Source organism: Pseudoalteromonas sp. SR43-3 (assembly GCF_014163875.1).
In the GTDB taxonomy this organism is placed as follows: Bacteria; Pseudomonadota; Gammaproteobacteria; order Enterobacterales; family Alteromonadaceae; genus Pseudoalteromonas; species Pseudoalteromonas distincta.
In genome coordinates, this window is record NZ_JACJEC010000003.1 from 199694 (window position 1) to 215386 (window position 15693).

Here is a 15693-nt window from a genome sequence, read left to right on the forward strand (position 1 = left end):
AACTCAATTTTTAAGAAGGCAGTATTATAGATGTGGGGAAAAATTCTCGGTTTTTGTTTTGGCTTTATGTTTGGCAAAATATTTGGTGCTATTTTAGGTTTATACCTAGGTCATTTATTTGATAAAAGCTTAAAAAATAACTTTGATAAAGCAGGCGGTTTTTCTAGCTTATTTAGTGGTGACGATGTTCACGAGCGCCAAGCTTTATTCTTTTCAAGTTGCTTTGCTGTCATGGGGCACATTGCAAAATCGAATGGCCGAGTGAGCGAAATACACATAAAAGCGGCTAACTTGTTCATGGACGAAATGGGCTTAAAGGGCGAAGAACGCCGCGAAGCACAACATGCATTTCAGTCAGGTAAAGAGGGCGACTTTTCACTTAAAGAAACCGTACACGATTTTAAAGAACGCTTTGCTAAACGAAACGATCTAATACAGTTGTTTTTAGAAATACAAATACAAATGGCGTTTTCTGACGGGGTATTAGCCGAACAAGAAAAGCAATTATTAGCAGAAGTAAGTAAACAGCTAGGCATTTCTAAAACACACTTTGCATTTGTATTAAAACGTTATCAAGCTGAGTTTAACTTTAGAAAGCAACAACAGGGCTTTAATCAGCAGCAACAAAGCCAAGGTCAAAGCAGTAGTTACCGTGAGGGTTCTGGCCACCATGTACCGCCAAATAATAATATGAACCGTGCGCAAGCATTGGCGTTATTAGGCTTAAATAGCGATGCAACGCAACGTGACATAAAAGTAGCGTACCGTAAACTTATGTCGCAACATCATCCAGATAAATTAGTATCGCAAGGTTTACCAAAGCACATGATGGAATTGGCTGTTAAAAAGAGCCAAGATATTCAAGCCGCTTATGAGTATTTAAAAAAGTCGGCGTAAAAAACCGTCTATTTCTTTTGTTAGGCGTGCGTGTTGACCAGGTTGATCGCGCAGGCCAAACAATTGGCGTTGGCGGTAATCAAATTTTGCATTTCGCTCAACCCAGCGCTGACGATTTTTAAGGCTCATTAAAATGTCTGTGCTGTCATTTGCGTAGTAAATATCAAGCAAGGCGGGTGTAACAAGTGACGCTGTTTGGCTCAAACTTTCGTTACGCTTAGTATTAGGTAAGTAACTGCTTAAACTTATAAACGCATCTAGTCTCTCATCTGGAAAATCTGCATAGTACTCCAACAACACACCCGCACTTGTACCTTGTGCAATAACAACTATATTACTCGAATCTTCCATAGCGGTTTGATACAGCGCATTAAACCGAGAAATGAGATTTATTTTATAGTCATCAAGTATGTCGTCAGTTACTTTTTCAATTGCATTTACGTAATGAGGTTCTTCTTTTATTTTTGCAGGCTGTGATTGTGCGTTTGTTGCTGTGTCGGGTGATGCAGGTTCATCGGCTTTACTAGGCGCTGTTTCTGCTTCATTAGGCGTTGCTTTGGCCATTTTACTTGCTTGCCAATCAATGTCGGGCACTGTCATTGCGTAGGTGCTGTAGCCTAAATTATTAAGCTCTTTACGCAAGTAGCCCATACCGGAGTTATTGGTAGGTGAAGAATGCCAGTCGGGTATAAGTATTACGATACCTCTAAAATTACTACTCATATATTCGCTGTAAAGGCTTAAAAATTCTGTTTCACCCGCTAATATTGGCTTTATTTCATCACTTGGAAGTAGTCGCTCAATGTCGCTATTTTCAATGCCTGATAAACTAGGTGGGGCAATATGTTCAGCCGCGTAGGCGGGGTTAGCTAAAAGTAGCGCACAGCTGAGCTGTATATAAAAAGCTGCTTTTAAAAACCGTGAAAATAGCATAATGCACCTAACTAATGACAATTAGTTAGGTATCGGCAAGGTTATCTAAAAGTTTAATAATTTACGAAGTATTTGTGCCGGTTAAAATTCTGGCTCAGCTTCAAAAGTAAGTACTTGCTCAGTTTTAGGGTGCTTTAATTGCAGCATTTGTGCATGTAACTGTAAGCGAGGAGCCGCAGCAAGTGCCTCTTTATGGGCGTAAAGCCTGTCACCTAAAATAGGATGACCCAGGCTTAACATATGCACACGTAGTTGATGCGAGCGACCAGTGATGGGGGTTAGCTCTACACGGGTTGCATTTTCTTCACGCTCAAGTATTTTAAAATGCGTAAGTGAAGGTTTACCTCTGTCGTGATCAACCATTTGTTTAGGGCGATTAGGCCAATCACAAATAAGGGGTAAATCTACTGTTCCTGTTTCAGCTTCAAGGTGTCCGTATATACGTGCTATGTAACGTTTCGCTGTTTCGCGCTCTTGAAACTGCATACTTAAATGTCTGTGCGCGGCTTTATTCATGGCAAGGCACAGTATGCCAGAAGTCGCCATATCTAAGCGGTGCACTATTCTTGCGGTTGGAAAAACACGATTAACACGATTAATTAAGCTGTCGGCATGTTTAGGATCTTTACCTGGGACAGTTAATAACTCACTTGGTTTATTAACTATCAGTAAATCGTCATCCTGAAAAAGTATCGTTAAATACGGACTCATAGGGGGATTGTAGTTAACTAACACGGCCGACCTTAGTAATTTTGAAGGGCGCTATTTTAGTAGAGCAAGCCAACAGGCTCAAGTAAAAGTTTGGCTATATTGTTTTAACTAATAGTCCAAGCCTTAGCTCCTTTGAAGCGCTTTTATAACTTAATTTCTTCGGGTGTTAATAATCGATATTCACCACTAGCCAAGTTTTCATCTAGAGTAACTCCCGCAATTTGCTCGCGATGTAACTCAACTACTTTGTTGTCTACCGCGTAAAGCATACGCTTAACCTGATGATATTTACCTTCACTTATTGATAAACGCAGTCCGTAATTAGCAAGTCTCTCAGCTATAGCGGGGCGGGTTAAATCTTTTTCGTTATGCAGCATGACACCTGTTCGTAATTGCTCAAGTGCTTCATCGGTAATAGGCTCTTGCGTTTCGACTAGGTAGGTTTTAAATTTATTGCTTTTAGGTGACGTGATTTTATGTGACCAATCGCCATCATTAGTAATAATAACTAACCCTGTAGTATCTATATCAAGGCGACCTGCCACGTGAAAGTCGCTCATATTTGGCTCATCAAGTAAGTCAAAAACAGTTTTATGTAGCTCGTCACTGTTAGCACATACATAGCCAACAGGTTTATTTAGCATGTAATAGCGCTTACCTAAAAATACCAAAGGCGTACCTTGGTGCAGTACTTCATCTTGCTGGGCTAACTGAAAATTATGTGATGTGATTACTTCGCCATTAACGCTTACTTCTTTTCGCTTTATACTAGCACGAGCTTGGGTGCGCGGTATTTCAGCTAAGTGGCTAATAAATTTATCTAAGCGGCAAGGGAATTTCATTTTGGTTCACATTTTTAGTCGGCTACAATGGGCGCGATTATAGCCGATAGTGAAATACCATGACAGTGCACAGCACACAAATTTTAAGCCTTTACCAAGCAAAAATAGACACAGGTGCACTGTGTTTTGATGCTGCGCAGCAAAATGCGGTGGAAGCTTTAAATACGCTAAGCGAGCAACTTCAAGCTCACACATCATGGTGGCAAAAAGCGCCCTTAATAAAAGGCATTTATTTATATGGACCCGTAGGGCGTGGTAAATCCATGTTAATGGATTTATTTTATAAAAACCTACCTATTGAGCAAAAGCAGCGGCTGCATTTTCATCATTTTATAGCACAAGTGCATACCCAACTTTTGCAGCTACAAGGTCAAAAAAATCCACTTATTCTAATTGCAAAACAGTGGGCTAAAAATATTCGAGTACTGTGTTTTGACGAATTTTTTGTGAGCGACATTGGCGATGCCATGATTATGGCCAGATTGTTCAATGCGTTGTTTGAACAAGGTGTTGTGCTGGTGGCCACATCGAACGCAAAGCCAGAGCAGCTTTATTACAACGGCCTGCAACGGGCGCGATTTTTACCTACTATCGATTTAATTAATAACCATTGCCATATAATTAACGTGGCAGGGGAGGACGATCACCGCTTTAGATATGGTAAAAACAGTCGTCACTATTTTATTAATTTACCTAAACACGATTTTAAAAATGAGTTTTTAGCTTCGTATCCAGTAGTAACATGTAGCAATACAATTACTGTGCATGGCCGCGATTTACCCTATTTATTAAAAGCAGATAATGCCTTGATGATAGATTTTATGGCGCTATGTTCAGGCCCGCGTAGTGCTAACGATTATATGTATTTAGCAACGCAATTTGATGTGTTATATGTATCGAACGTGCCGCAAATGGGTGTTAAAGCAACGGGTAAAGTTATTGTTCACGGTATAGAAGATAGCTACCAACGCGAAAAACAAACACTTGATGAGCATACTTTTGACGACGAAGCACGGCGCTTCATTGCCTTAGTCGATGAATTTTACGATTGCCATAAATTGCTAGTAATAAATGCGCAAACCGACATTGAACATTTGTACAAAGGTAAAAAGTTGAGCTTTGAATATGCACGCACGCAATCACGCATAGTCGAAATGCAAAATTGGTAACGCTTTAATATATATTGCAAACGAGCTTGCTCACGCGAAAAGCGCAGCTTTTAATATTTATAGCTGATTACTTTGCTACTAATTGGTTTCTCTAAAGCGCAGCGCCCTCTAAACCTCTTTGTGAATAAATCCCTTAAGATCTTATTGCACAAAGAGAAGTAAAAGAGGAGTAAATGAGAAGACATAAAACAATAGTAATTATGTATTTTTACTTCTCTAAAGCGCAGCGCCCTCTTAGCCTCTTTGTGAATAAATCACTTAAAACCTTATTGCACAAAGAGAAGTAAAAGAGGAGTAAATGAGAAAACATAAAACAATAGTAATTATGTATTTTTACTTCTCTAAAGCGCAGCGCCCTCTAAACCTCTTTGTGAATAAATCACTTAAGATCTTATTGCACAAAGAGAAGTAAAAGAGGAGTAAATGAGAAGACATAAAACAATAGTAATTATGTATTTTTACTTCTCTAAAGCGCAGCGCCCTCTAAACCTCTTTGTGAATAAATTACTTAAAACCTTATTGCACAAAGAGGTGTAAATGAGAAAACATCAAAGCATAGAAATTACGAGCTTTGCTCGTCACAGCCAGCAAGCTGTGCTTATACAAGTAAATTTAACCACGGTGTTAAACTTACCCTTCTTGGCGCACTATATTCTCAAGGGCGCGAATATTAGTAATTAAGTCCTGGCGTTGTGGGTTGGCTTGTAATGCCTTTCTAAGATGCTTTAGCGCACTCGGGTAGTCTTTAGAATCGATCGCTATTTGCGATAATCCAAGCCACGCCGATAGTTGGTAATCAGGCAGAGCTTGTGCACGAACATACATAAGTTTAGCTTGGGTGAGTTGGCCTTTACTACGATATATACTTGCTAAACTAAGTAGGGCATCACCTAAATTCGGGTTTATTTTAAGTGCATTATTTAAGCTTTTAAGAGCACGTTTAGTATTACCTTGTTGCATAGCAATTTGTGCGCTGTATACAGAAAACTGCGCTTGTTCATCACGGGGTAGCTGCTTAGTTAATCTTTTTGCGCTGCCTATTAGCTCTTTAGCTAAATCCCATTTTTGTTGAGATACAAGCCAGCCTAAAGTTTGCATCGTTGTATTAATAACCTCAACTTGCTGCTGTTTAGTGGCGTGTTTTAAACCTTGCTTTAATAAACTCACAGCGCGTTCAGTGCTGCCTTCAGTTAAATGCAGCTGGGCTGCTAAAAGCTGGTTGCTGGTATCTTTAGGGTTGAGTTTTAAGGCCACTTCAATAGCAGCAAGCGCTTGCTTTTTGTGATCAAGTTGTAACGCTATTTGTGCACGTTGCAACCAAAGTTCAGCTTTATCAGGGCTTTTATTAAGTAATTCTTTTAGTAATGCACTTGCCTGACTTAAATCACCCGATTCAATTAACGCAAACAATAGCCCTTGTTGATATTGGCTTGTTTCTGGCGCTAGCATTAGCGCCTGGCGGTACGCCGCTACCGCGCTCCAAGGTTGGCTATGCTGCACGTGTATATAAGCAAGTTGCGCATAACTTTGTGCGTCAGCTTGGCCAAGTTCAATACTGTGAACTAGGTGTGTTTGTGCTTTGTCATACTTTGCTTGTTGCATGTATAAAAGGCTCAAACCTTGGTGGGCTTTTACTAAATCAGGTGAAGCTTTTAAACACGCTAGGTAAGCTAGTTCAGCGTTATTAAAGTCTTTTGTTGAAAGCAGAACTTGTGCGCGCAATAAGTTTAAAGCGGTGCTGTCTTGATTCATATCGCGATTTTTAAATAGCGCCGCAACTTCACTGTAATTACCTGCTTGTAAAAGTGGTTGCACTTGGCGAGCAAAACCGCGCTCGGTCGGTTCAATAAGGACCTCTGTAGGGCCTAGTAATTTATTATTTATAGCCAACTGCCATGTTGGATCGCTAGGCGATAACGTTACTTTTAGTGGCGCACTTTTTAATGGCGCACTAGCAGCGCTTGCATGCACGCTACTTACACCTAATAAAGGGAGTGAGCACATTAAAGTAGTGATAACTGCGCGAGTTAATGGTTTTAGCGTTTTAAATATATTCATATTTTTCATTTTAATAGGCTTAAGGTTTAAATTCGATTGGCCAAATAAAGCGAGCGCGTACGGTTTCACCTTCTTTTTTAGGTGCACTAAAGCGGCTTTGTTTAATAATTTTGTCGATAGCTGGTTTAAGTTCAGGGTATGGGTTTTGTACTACCTCAATTAAACTTAACTTGCCACTTTCATCAATAAATACATCGAGTTTTACAGTAAATACATCAACACCTCGGCGGGTTAAGCTTTTTGGTAAAACGGCCTTGACGGGAGTAAGTAAAGTGGGGAGACCATCGAGTTGATTTAAGCTAAATGCATCCCAATTTACACTCATTGATTGCCATTGTGGCGCGCTTACTTTTACGTTGGGTGTATCGGGTTTTACAATACTTAAATCACTCTTTATCTTAATTTTTACGGCTTGAATTGACGCGCCTGCACCTTCTACCGCTAAGCTTTGCATTGGCTCACTTGTTTGCTGTTGTGATATTGATGGAGGTGGCGGAGGTGGCAGTGCCACCATGGCAATCTCACGTACAACCACTTTGTCTTGTATATGGTGTTCAGCAAGTTGCCCAAGCCATAAAAGCAGTAATGCAGCACTAAGCACAATGAGGCTAAGGCCAAATGCAAACAGCGGATGGCGATTGTTTTTTGTTTTTTGAAGCGAGTTAATCGTGTGCATACTATTGCTTGGTCGCTAAGTTAACTTGCGCCGCGCCTGCCAGCTTTGCTTCGTCAATTACTTGAACAAGTAACTCAGTAGGTACTGTTTTATCAGCTTGAATAACCACAGGACGTTGTTGCTGTTTTAACATTTGCTCGACACTACTACGCACACCAGCAACACCAATTTGGCTGCCATCAAAAAATACTTGTTGGTTGTCGGTTATTGCTAAAAATATAACTTGCTGCTCAAGACGACTAGCCGATAAGGCTTGTGGTTTATCAACCTCAACGCCGCTTTCGCGTACAAATACGGTTGTAACAATAAAAAATATTAGCAATATAAATACCACATCAAGTAGCGGCGACATATCGATATGTTGCCCCGCTTCTTGCTCTAGCTTGTGCTTTAAACGTGATTGCATAGTGTTACCCTAACTGCTTACTTAACGTATGTAATTTAGGATTACGCTGCGAATACGCTAAGTAAGCTTGCATTAACCACGCAGGAATAGCGCACACAAGACCCAATTGAGTTGTTAGTAATGCGTCACCAATGGCGTCACTCATTAACTCGTTATGGCCCAGCGCCATTACTTTAAATGTATCAAGCAAACCAACAATGGTGCCTAATAAACCAAGTAGCGGAAGCGCTGCAGTTAAAATAGAGCTAACTTCTTGCCAATAACCTTTGCGCTGCGCTTGGTATTGTTTAAGGTGCAGTAAGTCATGAAAAATCAGCTGGTATACAAATAAAGCGAGTAAAAGAATACACCAGCATATAGGGTTACTAACGATTTTTTCAAACATTGTTTTCTCCTTTTTCTAGTTGGCTTAGCTGTAATGCAAAGCCTTCTAGTTGGCTGTAGTACGCTTTTGCTTTACGCGATAACAGCGCATTTAAAACGAGTGCTGGTATAGCAACAACTAAACCTAACTCGGTTGTTATAAGTGCCTGTGCAATACCGCCCGATACAACTTCTGGGTCGCCTGAGCCAAACAAGGTCATCATTTTAAATGTTTCGATCATGCCGCTAACAGTGCCTAACAAGCCAAGTAGTGGGGCTACTGCTGCAGTAACGGCAATAGCGCCAATAAAGTTATCGAGTTTATGCTTATCATGAATTAACTGATTAAATAATTGATCGTCTCGTACTTGGCCTTTTTCGCTCTGCAGCGTTAAGTTAAATAGCTGCTGCTGCATACCTGCAAATTCACTGCTATTTTCAGCTTTAAAAAGTTGCTGTAATTGCATTTGAGAGTGCATTTTAATTTTACTTAAACGCAGTAGCTGTGCGGCTTTTAATAGTGCAATGGTAAGTGCAAAGCAGGCAAATAAAATAATAGGGATAGCCCATAAACCGCCTTTTTCTAGGTGTTCAAGCGGACTTTCTTGTTGGGCTTGGCTAGTTACTAAGTGCGTTAAACTAGGATCAAAAGTAAGTAATGTAGAGCCTACACCGTTTTGCTTTAAAGTATTATCGAGTGGGTTATCGTCACTTGTTGATTGTACTAACGCTACTTTTAATGCATTAGATTCATCATCTAAATTTAATAAACCCATAAGTTTAGGTGTTTGCGTACTAAACCATGCAACAGGCCCGACTTGAAGGGTATTAGCTTGGCTTAATTCGCCATTACTTAGCACAACCGATTGTTTTTTTAACTGTGGATAAAGTGCCTGCTCTTGATTATTAATTAGCGATACAACACGGCTTAATAACTCGTTTTGGCTATTAGCCGACTCGTTACTGCTAGTACTATTGCTGGTGTTTTGGCGTACAAAACGGCTAAGTAAGTTTAATTGATATTGCTGCTGCTGTTGCCAAGTGTCTAATCGGGTTTGTAACTGATCAAGACTTAATGTGTTTTCGTCAGCTAGGCGGCGATTAACGGCTGCTTGTTCGCGTAATTTACTGAGCGATTGCTGCTTGGTAAAAATTTGCTTTGCAAGGGTCGCTTGCTCTTTTGAAATGCTATTTTGAGTTTTACTTAGAGTACGCTGCGCTGTTTTAATATCACTTAAAATACTTTGCTTAGCATCATCACTGCTAGCTGCAAAAGATATGTTTGCACTAAAAAGTAAAACTGTGGCGCTAAATACTTTAATTATGCTGTTAGTAGCCATTATTTAGCCCCTTGCTGGTTTTTATTTACATAACTTAATATAGGGAGTGTTACCCAATCAGCAGCGCGCTTTTTTTGCTGTACAGCAATACCCAGTGCAACTTGTTCTGCATTAATGCTTGAATCAAATTCCCACTGCCAACCTAAGTCACTTGGAAAACCAATACCTACATAACTTAAGTCTTCGCTTACAAACCATGCTTGAGCTGCACCTAAATAAAGCTGCTTAACCCATACTTCTTGCCCGTCAGGATGCTTAATAGCCATTTCGTGAATAGAAATACGTTGTTGAAAATCATTAAGTAGAGTCAGCATTTTTAGTGCTGTTTGTAATTTGTCAGTTGTACTGAGTTTTGAATCGCTTAAATCACCGGCGTTTTTCCAACTACTCAAAAGGGGCGGGGGGAGTTGCACTTGTAATGAAAGTAATTGCCCAGAAATATGTGCTAGTTGATCATTTAATTGCTGTTGATCATTTTCAAGTTCTGATTGCTGAGTTACAAGCTGTTCGCGTTTTTGGGCAAGCTCACTGGTGCTTTTTTTTCTACGCTGATTAAGCTCGCTAAGTTGCTGCTGCTCGGCATTAAGAAGCGTTAAGGTTTGCTCCATACTGCTTTTTTGTTCAAGCCAATGAGTATTTAATTCTGTGTTTTGATTTTCTATTTGTAGCCATTTATTAACGAGTTGTTCTAGCTCACTAACAGTGTCGGCTTTTACTGCCATAGTGCTACAAAGCGCGATAACTACGCTAATTGGTTTAATTAAGCTTCGCATTACTTAACAACAATCCTGAAAGTTACGACAAGCAATTACAAGGACGTAATTACTGTTAATTTTTGAGTGTGTATACAATATAGGAATTCACATAACAATGCAATTGATAACAGTTATCGTTTACATTGAGTTGTTTGAGTGGTAGGATTTCGCCGAAATTAAATATGTACCTTAAATTAACAATAGTTAAGTGCTTAATAAAAACTACGGAGTAACCATGAGTAAGCCATCGAATAAAGGAAATGCGTACGTGAAGCCAATTGCAGCGGTTGTTACAGCTACGCTTTCAACTTGGGCAAGTGCACAGGATGTTCAAGAACTATCGGTAACCAAAGCAGAAACTAAAACTGAGTCTAGTTATGTTGTAGAAAAATCAACGTCGCATAAATACACTCAACCGCTACTCGATACAGCTAAAACGGTAACAGTAATCAACCAAGCGGTAATGAAAGACAGAAACGTAGATAGCCTACGTGATGCTTTGCGTAATGTTTCAGGTATTTCTTTAGCAGCAGGTGAGGGTGGCTCACCTACTGGCGATAGCATGTCGATTCGTGGTTTTAGTGCAACAAATGATATTTTTGTTGATGGTATTCGCGATGTTGCAGGTTACACACGTGATATTTACAACATTGAAGCCGTTGAAGTTGCAAAAGGCCCAGGCTCTGCAGTTTCTGGTCGTGGCGCAACAGGTGGTAGTGTTAATTTAGAAAGTAAAAAGGCGAAGTTAGACAACTTTAACGACGTTTCGCTACGTTTAGGTACAGAAAACGATTACCGTGGTCGTTTTGATACTAACATTCAAGTAAACGACACAAGCGCACTACGTATTAATCTTCTTACTGATAAAGGTGATGTTGCAGGTCGCGATCATGTTGAAAACGAAACAAATGCTGTTGCGTTTGCATTTGCAACAGGGCTTGGTACAAACAGCCGTTTTGATTTAAACCTAGAGTATCAACGCCAAGACAATTTACCAGATTATGGTATTCCTTGGGTTTACAGTGATACGCCAGTAGCTGAACTTGCAGATAGTGCACGCTCACCTTCTCCTGTCGACTTTGATAACTTTTACGGTAATATTTACCGTGATTACGAAGATATTGAAGCCTACTCAACAACAGCTCGTTATGAGTATGATTTTTCTCAAAATACTACGTTACGTGTGCAAGGTCGTTTAGGTAAAGTTAAGCGTGAATCAGTAACAACTGCACCGCGTTATTTCTCGGTTACAACAGACACTGACATTACCTTTGCAGATGAAAAAACACGTGATACTGAAAATTCACTTGCTGCACTTCAAGTTGATTTAATTGGTAACTATGAATTTGCTGGCTTTACTCACGACGTAGTAGTGGGTGTTGAACTTGCAAATGAAACGTTTACACGCCATAACTTTGTTGCAACTACGCCTGATAACCTGATTGAAGATGGAATACGCAATGACTTATACAACCCTGATGCAACAATTGCATTTACGGGTGTGTACGGCCGTGACGGTACAAGCATTGAAGCTAAAGCTAAAAACCAAGCTATTTATGCATTTGATACAGTGACGCTTAACAAGCAATGGGAAGTTACAGGTGGAATTCGCTTTGATAGCTTCACTACGGATTATCACAACGATTACAATGATCCAAGCGCTTTAATTTCTACAAGTGACGATTTATTTAGCTGGAATGCAGCTGTAGTTTATAAACCTACAGAAAATGGCAGTGTGTATTTAGGCGCAGGTAATTCATTTAATCCATCGGCGGAAAGCCTAACGGTATCTACGAGTTCAAATGCAGCTGATTTAGACGCAGAAGAAAGCCGTAGTTATGAATTAGGAACTAAATGGAGCCTAATGGATGGCCGCCTGCAAACTAATGCTGCACTTTTCCGTACTGAAAAAACCAATGCCCGTACTGATGACCCATTTGCAGATAGCTCAAGTGACGAAATACTTGGTGGTGAACAGCGCGTTCAAGGTTTAGAGCTTTCAGCAACGGGCCTAATTACTAAAGAGTGGACTGTAATTGCTTCATACACTTACCAAGATAGCGAAGTAACAGAAGCATTAGGCGACGACGCAACTCAAGTTGGTAACGAGCTTGCGCGTACGCCTAAAAATAGCGCAAGTGTTTGGACTACGTACGATATGTCGGATAAGTTATCGTTTGGTTTAGGTGCGCAGTATGTAGGTGAGCGTTACAACGGCACTACGTCAACACGCTCTCGTGCGCCAGGTTATACTATTTTTGACCTGATGGTTGCGTATGACATATCAAAAGATTTGAGCCTGCAGCTTAATGGTGAAAACCTAGGTGATAAAGATTACGTTGATCAGTTAGGTGGTGGACACTTTGTACCAGGTGATGGTCGTAAGTTTAGTTTAACAGCGAGCTACTCTTTTTAATTTTAAAACAAATTAAAAAATAAAAGTAAGCATAAGGGCAGGCCTATTACCTGCCCTTAATTATTTGATGAAAATGTGAGAGGGCGCACATGATAGTTAAAATTCCAGAGCTATTAACGAAAGAAGAAGTGGCGTATTGCCATGAGGTTTTGCTTAAAGCGCAGTGGGCCGATGGCAGTATTACCGCAGGTCATCAATCAACCAAAGCAAAAAATAACTTACAGCTACCTGAAAATAGCCCTGAATGCCAAGAGCTTGGCGACATTATAATGGCAGCACTTGCGCGCAGTAATTTGTTTATGTCGGCGGCGCTTCCTGCAAAAATTTTCCCTCCGCTTTTTAACTGTTATCAAGGTGGGCAATCGTTTGGTGTGCATGTAGATAACGCGATTAGACAGGTGCCGGGTACGCCAGTAAAAATTCGTACAGATGTATCAATGACGTTATTTATTAATGACCCCGAAGACTATGAGGGCGGTGAACTTGTTATTGAGGACACTTATGGCTCACATAGCGTAAAGCTGCCAGCAGGCAGTATGGTGTTGTACCCTTCAACGAGTTTACATCGTGTAATGCCAGTAACGAGTGGGCGTAGATTAGCCTCATTTTTTTGGTTACAGAGTATGATTAACAGCGACGAAAAACGTGGTTTACTCTTTGATTTAGATATGTCGATTCAAAGTTTGCGCAGCAAAGTAGAAGATAGCCCAGAGATTATTCAATTGACGGGGGTTTATCATAACTTGCTAAGACAGTGGGCGCAGACATAACGAAGATGCTCTTTATTAAATATTGGATATAAGTAATTAAATAGAAGTAATTAAAAGCTGCGCTTTTCGCGTGAGCAAGCTCTACGCCTTCGACGCAGCCACAAAATTGAATTCGGTGATTAAAATACTCGGTATGCGCGGTTTGATGCCGCGCACTTATTGTAAGCGCAAAGCTTGTTTTACTTAGCCCTTATAACCGTTAGGGTTATTTGACTGCCAACGCCATGTATCTTGCATCATTTCATCAATACCGCGCACTGCTTCCCAGCCAAGTTCATTAAGTGCTTTTTCTGGCGCTGCATAACACGCTGCGATATCACCAGGGCGGCGAGGTGAAACCTGATAGGGTACAGCCTGATCGCTTGCTTTAATAAATGCATTAACCATTTGTAGTACAGAATACCCGTTACCAGTACCTAGGTTATAAACTAATGCACCTGTGCTGCTGGCAATTTTATCAAGCGCTTTTAAATGGCCAATAGCTAAATCTACAACGTGTATATAGTCGCGCACACCAGTGCCATCAACTGTGTCGTAGTCATCACCAAATACAGCGAGTTGCTTTAATTTACCTACCGCTACTTGTGCGATAAACGGTAAAAGGTTATTTGGGATACCATTAGGATCTTCACCAATTAAGCCCGACTCATGTGCACCCACTGGGTTAAAGTAACGCAAAATAGCAAACGCAAAGCGCTCATCTGATTTAGCGATATCTTGCAGCATCATCTCAACCATTAACTTAGATGTGCCGTAAGGGTTAGTAGTACCACCTACAGGGAAGTCTTCTTTAATTGGTAAGCTTGCAGGGTCGCCGTATACCGTGGCTGACGAGCTAAATACTAATTTAAATACGCCTGCGTCGCGCATTGCATCAACAAGCGTAAGGGTACCTTGTACATTGTTTTGATAGTACTCAACAGGCTTTGCAACCGACTCGCCCACTGATTTTAAACCCGCAAAATGTATAACACTATCAACTGTGTGTTTTGCAAATACTGAATCTAAAAAGGGTTTATCGAGAATATCGCCTTGGTAAAAAGTAGCTTCTTTGCCTGTAATATTCTTTACGCGCGCAAGTGATTCTTGTGATGAGTTACTTAAATTATCAATAACAACAACATCGTTACCTTGCTGTAAAAGTTCTAAAACAGTGTGCGAGCCAATATAGCCTGCGCCACCGGTTACTAAAATAGTCATGAAAGCTCCGTGGGTACCTTTTATCAATTAAGCTAATTTCACCATAAATTGAGATGGTTTACATGCTTTATCTGTGACTTTTATTATTTACAGTAAATCATGATATTTATATGAATTAATATTAATAATTTTGATTACATTTTGCTCGCTATAAGTAACACTTTATACGTAAGATTAAGTTATAGTTAATAAACAAGTGCTAAACTGGGTCTAGTAATAGCTAATGCTAGGTTTATTCCAATCTACACCTTTGTGATTGGTCTACCTCTTTGGAGAAAGATATGAATTTAGTTAAAAAAATAGCAGCAACAATGTGTATCGTATTGCCTGCACTTGCCCATGCGGGCGAGTCTGTTGTTAAATGGCATGACTTTAATGATTATCGTGATGTGCGAGCGTCAAATCAAACTAAGAGCTCATATCACAAAAGTGTGGCAGCAAGTTTCGAAAAGCATATGGCTAAACTAGCCGAACAATTGCCAAAAGATTATAAATTAAACGTAGAGTTTACTGACTTAGATTTAGCGGGTGATGTGCGTTATGGCGGTATGGATGAAATTCGTGTAGTGAAACCCATTTATTTTCCACGCATTAAGCTAGATTATTCGTTAACCGATAACGACGGTACGGTGCTAAGTAAAGATACTGATGTGGAGCTTAAAGATATGGGCTTTATGGATAAAATTAAAATGGGCCGCGACGAATCATTCTATTACGAAAAACGCTTACTAACAGAGTGGTTTGGTGAGCAAATATTACCAAGTTTAGATTAACTTAAAATAGTAATGCCGCTAAATAGCGGCATTTTTTTAAGCTGATTTTTTATTACTTAAAAGTAGCTAACAGCGTTAGTATTTGCTGTAACTTAATAACGGTTGTTTTAAGCTTTTCTTCATCAAAACCATCGTTAGATAAGCTTTCTACGTCAGCGGCTACATCAAGAACATAAGGCTTAAAGCGTTTTGCTTCAAAGCTAAAGCCAGAATCGGCAGTAAATAAGGCTTTAAACTTACCGTGACCTTGCTGTTGAAGCTCGTCGAGTTTTTTGTCAGCATCAAGTGCCTGACGATAAACAATTTTTAAGTTAGTGTTGAGTTGTTCAATAATAGAATCCATGGTTTTCCTAAAGCTTTGTGCTGCATGGCCGACATAATACG

Annotated in this window: 16 protein-coding genes; 5 read left to right on the top strand and 11 right to left on the bottom strand. The window is 40.0% G+C overall.

Going from position 1 to position 15693, the window contains the following annotated elements:
- Nucleotides 1-30 precede the first annotated feature (30 nt).
- Complete coding sequence (gene djlA / locus H5088_RS05330) at nt 31-897, top strand: co-chaperone DjlA (RefSeq protein ID WP_182752389.1); 867 nt, start codon at nt 31-33, stop codon at nt 895-897.
- Here the strand turns inward: djlA and H5088_RS05335 are convergent.
- The 3 genes from H5088_RS05335 to rsuA form a co-directional block, all read right to left on the bottom strand.
- On the bottom strand, nt 880-1830 hold the full coding sequence (locus H5088_RS05335) for a DUF3530 family protein (RefSeq protein WP_182752390.1): 951 nt from the start codon (nt 1828-1830) through the stop codon (nt 880-882). The two genes, djlA and H5088_RS05335, sit on opposite strands and share 18 nt — an antisense overlap.
- Before the next feature lie 81 nt (nt 1831-1911).
- Nucleotides 1912-2565 carry a bifunctional tRNA pseudouridine(32) synthase/23S rRNA pseudouridine(746) synthase RluA gene (gene rluA / locus H5088_RS05340; RefSeq protein ID WP_182752391.1) on the bottom strand — a complete coding sequence of 218 codons (654 nt, stop codon included), beginning with the start codon at nt 2563-2565 and terminating at the stop codon, nt 1912-1914.
- Between the two features lie 119 nt (nt 2566-2684).
- Nucleotides 2685-3383: a 16S rRNA pseudouridine(516) synthase RsuA gene (rsuA, locus tag H5088_RS05345; RefSeq protein ID WP_182752392.1), complete on the bottom strand. Its 699-nt coding sequence runs from the start codon at nt 3381-3383 to the stop codon at nt 2685-2687.
- Nucleotides 3384-3442: 59 nt separating this feature from the next.
- Between rsuA and zapE the strand changes: the two genes are divergently transcribed.
- Complete coding sequence (zapE, locus tag H5088_RS05350) at nt 3443-4552, top strand: cell division protein ZapE (RefSeq protein WP_182752393.1); 1110 nt, start codon at nt 3443-3445, stop codon at nt 4550-4552.
- A 630-nt stretch (nt 4553-5182) separates the two neighbouring features.
- On the opposite strand, the gene H5088_RS05355 is transcribed toward zapE, so the two are convergent.
- The 6 genes from H5088_RS05355 to H5088_RS05380 are packed head-to-tail and all read right to left on the bottom strand — an operon-like array spanning nt 5183 to nt 10168.
- Nucleotides 5183-6610, bottom strand: coding sequence for a lipopolysaccharide assembly protein LapB (locus H5088_RS05355; RefSeq protein WP_182752394.1), 1428 nt, complete (start codon nt 6608-6610; stop codon nt 5183-5185).
- A 19-nt stretch (nt 6611-6629) separates the two neighbouring features.
- Nucleotides 6630-7286, bottom strand: coding sequence for an energy transducer TonB (locus H5088_RS05360; RefSeq protein ID WP_154904278.1), 657 nt, complete (start codon nt 7284-7286; stop codon nt 6630-6632).
- Nucleotide 7287: 1 nt separating this feature from the next.
- Nucleotides 7288-7692, bottom strand: a complete 405-nt coding sequence (locus H5088_RS05365; RefSeq protein ID WP_182752395.1) for a biopolymer transporter ExbD — start codon at nt 7690-7692, stop codon at nt 7288-7290.
- Between the two features lie 4 nt (nt 7693-7696).
- Entirely contained in the window at nt 7697-8077 is a 381-nt protein-coding gene (locus H5088_RS05370) for a MotA/TolQ/ExbB proton channel family protein (protein WP_002960812.1), read from the bottom strand.
- The gene (locus tag H5088_RS05375) at nt 8070-9395 is read right to left on the bottom strand and encodes a MotA/TolQ/ExbB proton channel family protein (RefSeq protein WP_182736723.1); all 1326 of its coding nucleotides are present in this window, start codon (nt 9393-9395) and stop codon (nt 8070-8072) included. Before H5088_RS05375 ends, H5088_RS05370 begins: the two co-directional genes overlap by 8 nt.
- Entirely contained in the window at nt 9395-10168 is a 774-nt protein-coding gene (locus tag H5088_RS05380; RefSeq protein WP_154904276.1) for a DUF3450 family protein, read from the bottom strand. The genes H5088_RS05375 and H5088_RS05380 overlap by 1 nt, the downstream gene beginning before the upstream one ends.
- 217 nt (nt 10169-10385) lie before the next feature.
- Here H5088_RS05380 and H5088_RS05385 point away from each other — a divergent pair, with 217 nt between their 5' ends.
- Together H5088_RS05385 and H5088_RS05390 are read left to right on the top strand one after the other, a co-directional pair.
- A complete protein-coding gene (locus tag H5088_RS05385) occupies nt 10386-12566 on the top strand; it encodes a TonB-dependent siderophore receptor (RefSeq protein WP_182752396.1) in 2181 nt (726 codons plus the stop codon).
- A gap of 89 nt (nt 12567-12655) precedes the next feature.
- Complete coding sequence (locus H5088_RS05390) at nt 12656-13336, top strand: Fe2+-dependent dioxygenase (protein WP_182752397.1); 681 nt, start codon at nt 12656-12658, stop codon at nt 13334-13336.
- 183 nt (nt 13337-13519) lie between these two features.
- Here H5088_RS05390 and galE read toward each other — a convergent pair whose 3' ends face one another.
- Nucleotides 13520-14536: a UDP-glucose 4-epimerase GalE gene (gene galE, locus H5088_RS05395; protein WP_002960801.1), complete on the bottom strand. Its 1017-nt coding sequence runs from the start codon at nt 14534-14536 to the stop codon at nt 13520-13522.
- A gap of 281 nt (nt 14537-14817) precedes the next feature.
- On the opposite strand from galE, the gene H5088_RS05400 reads away from it, so the two are divergent.
- The gene (locus H5088_RS05400) at nt 14818-15309 is read left to right on the top strand and encodes a DUF3016 domain-containing protein (protein ID WP_182752398.1); all 492 of its coding nucleotides are present in this window, start codon (nt 14818-14820) and stop codon (nt 15307-15309) included.
- A 52-nt stretch (nt 15310-15361) separates the two neighbouring features.
- Here H5088_RS05400 and H5088_RS05405 read toward each other — a convergent pair whose 3' ends face one another.
- On the bottom strand, nt 15362-15652 hold the full coding sequence (locus H5088_RS05405) for a prephenate dehydrogenase (protein ID WP_182752399.1): 291 nt from the start codon (nt 15650-15652) through the stop codon (nt 15362-15364).
- Nucleotides 15653-15693: the final 41 nt, after the last annotated feature.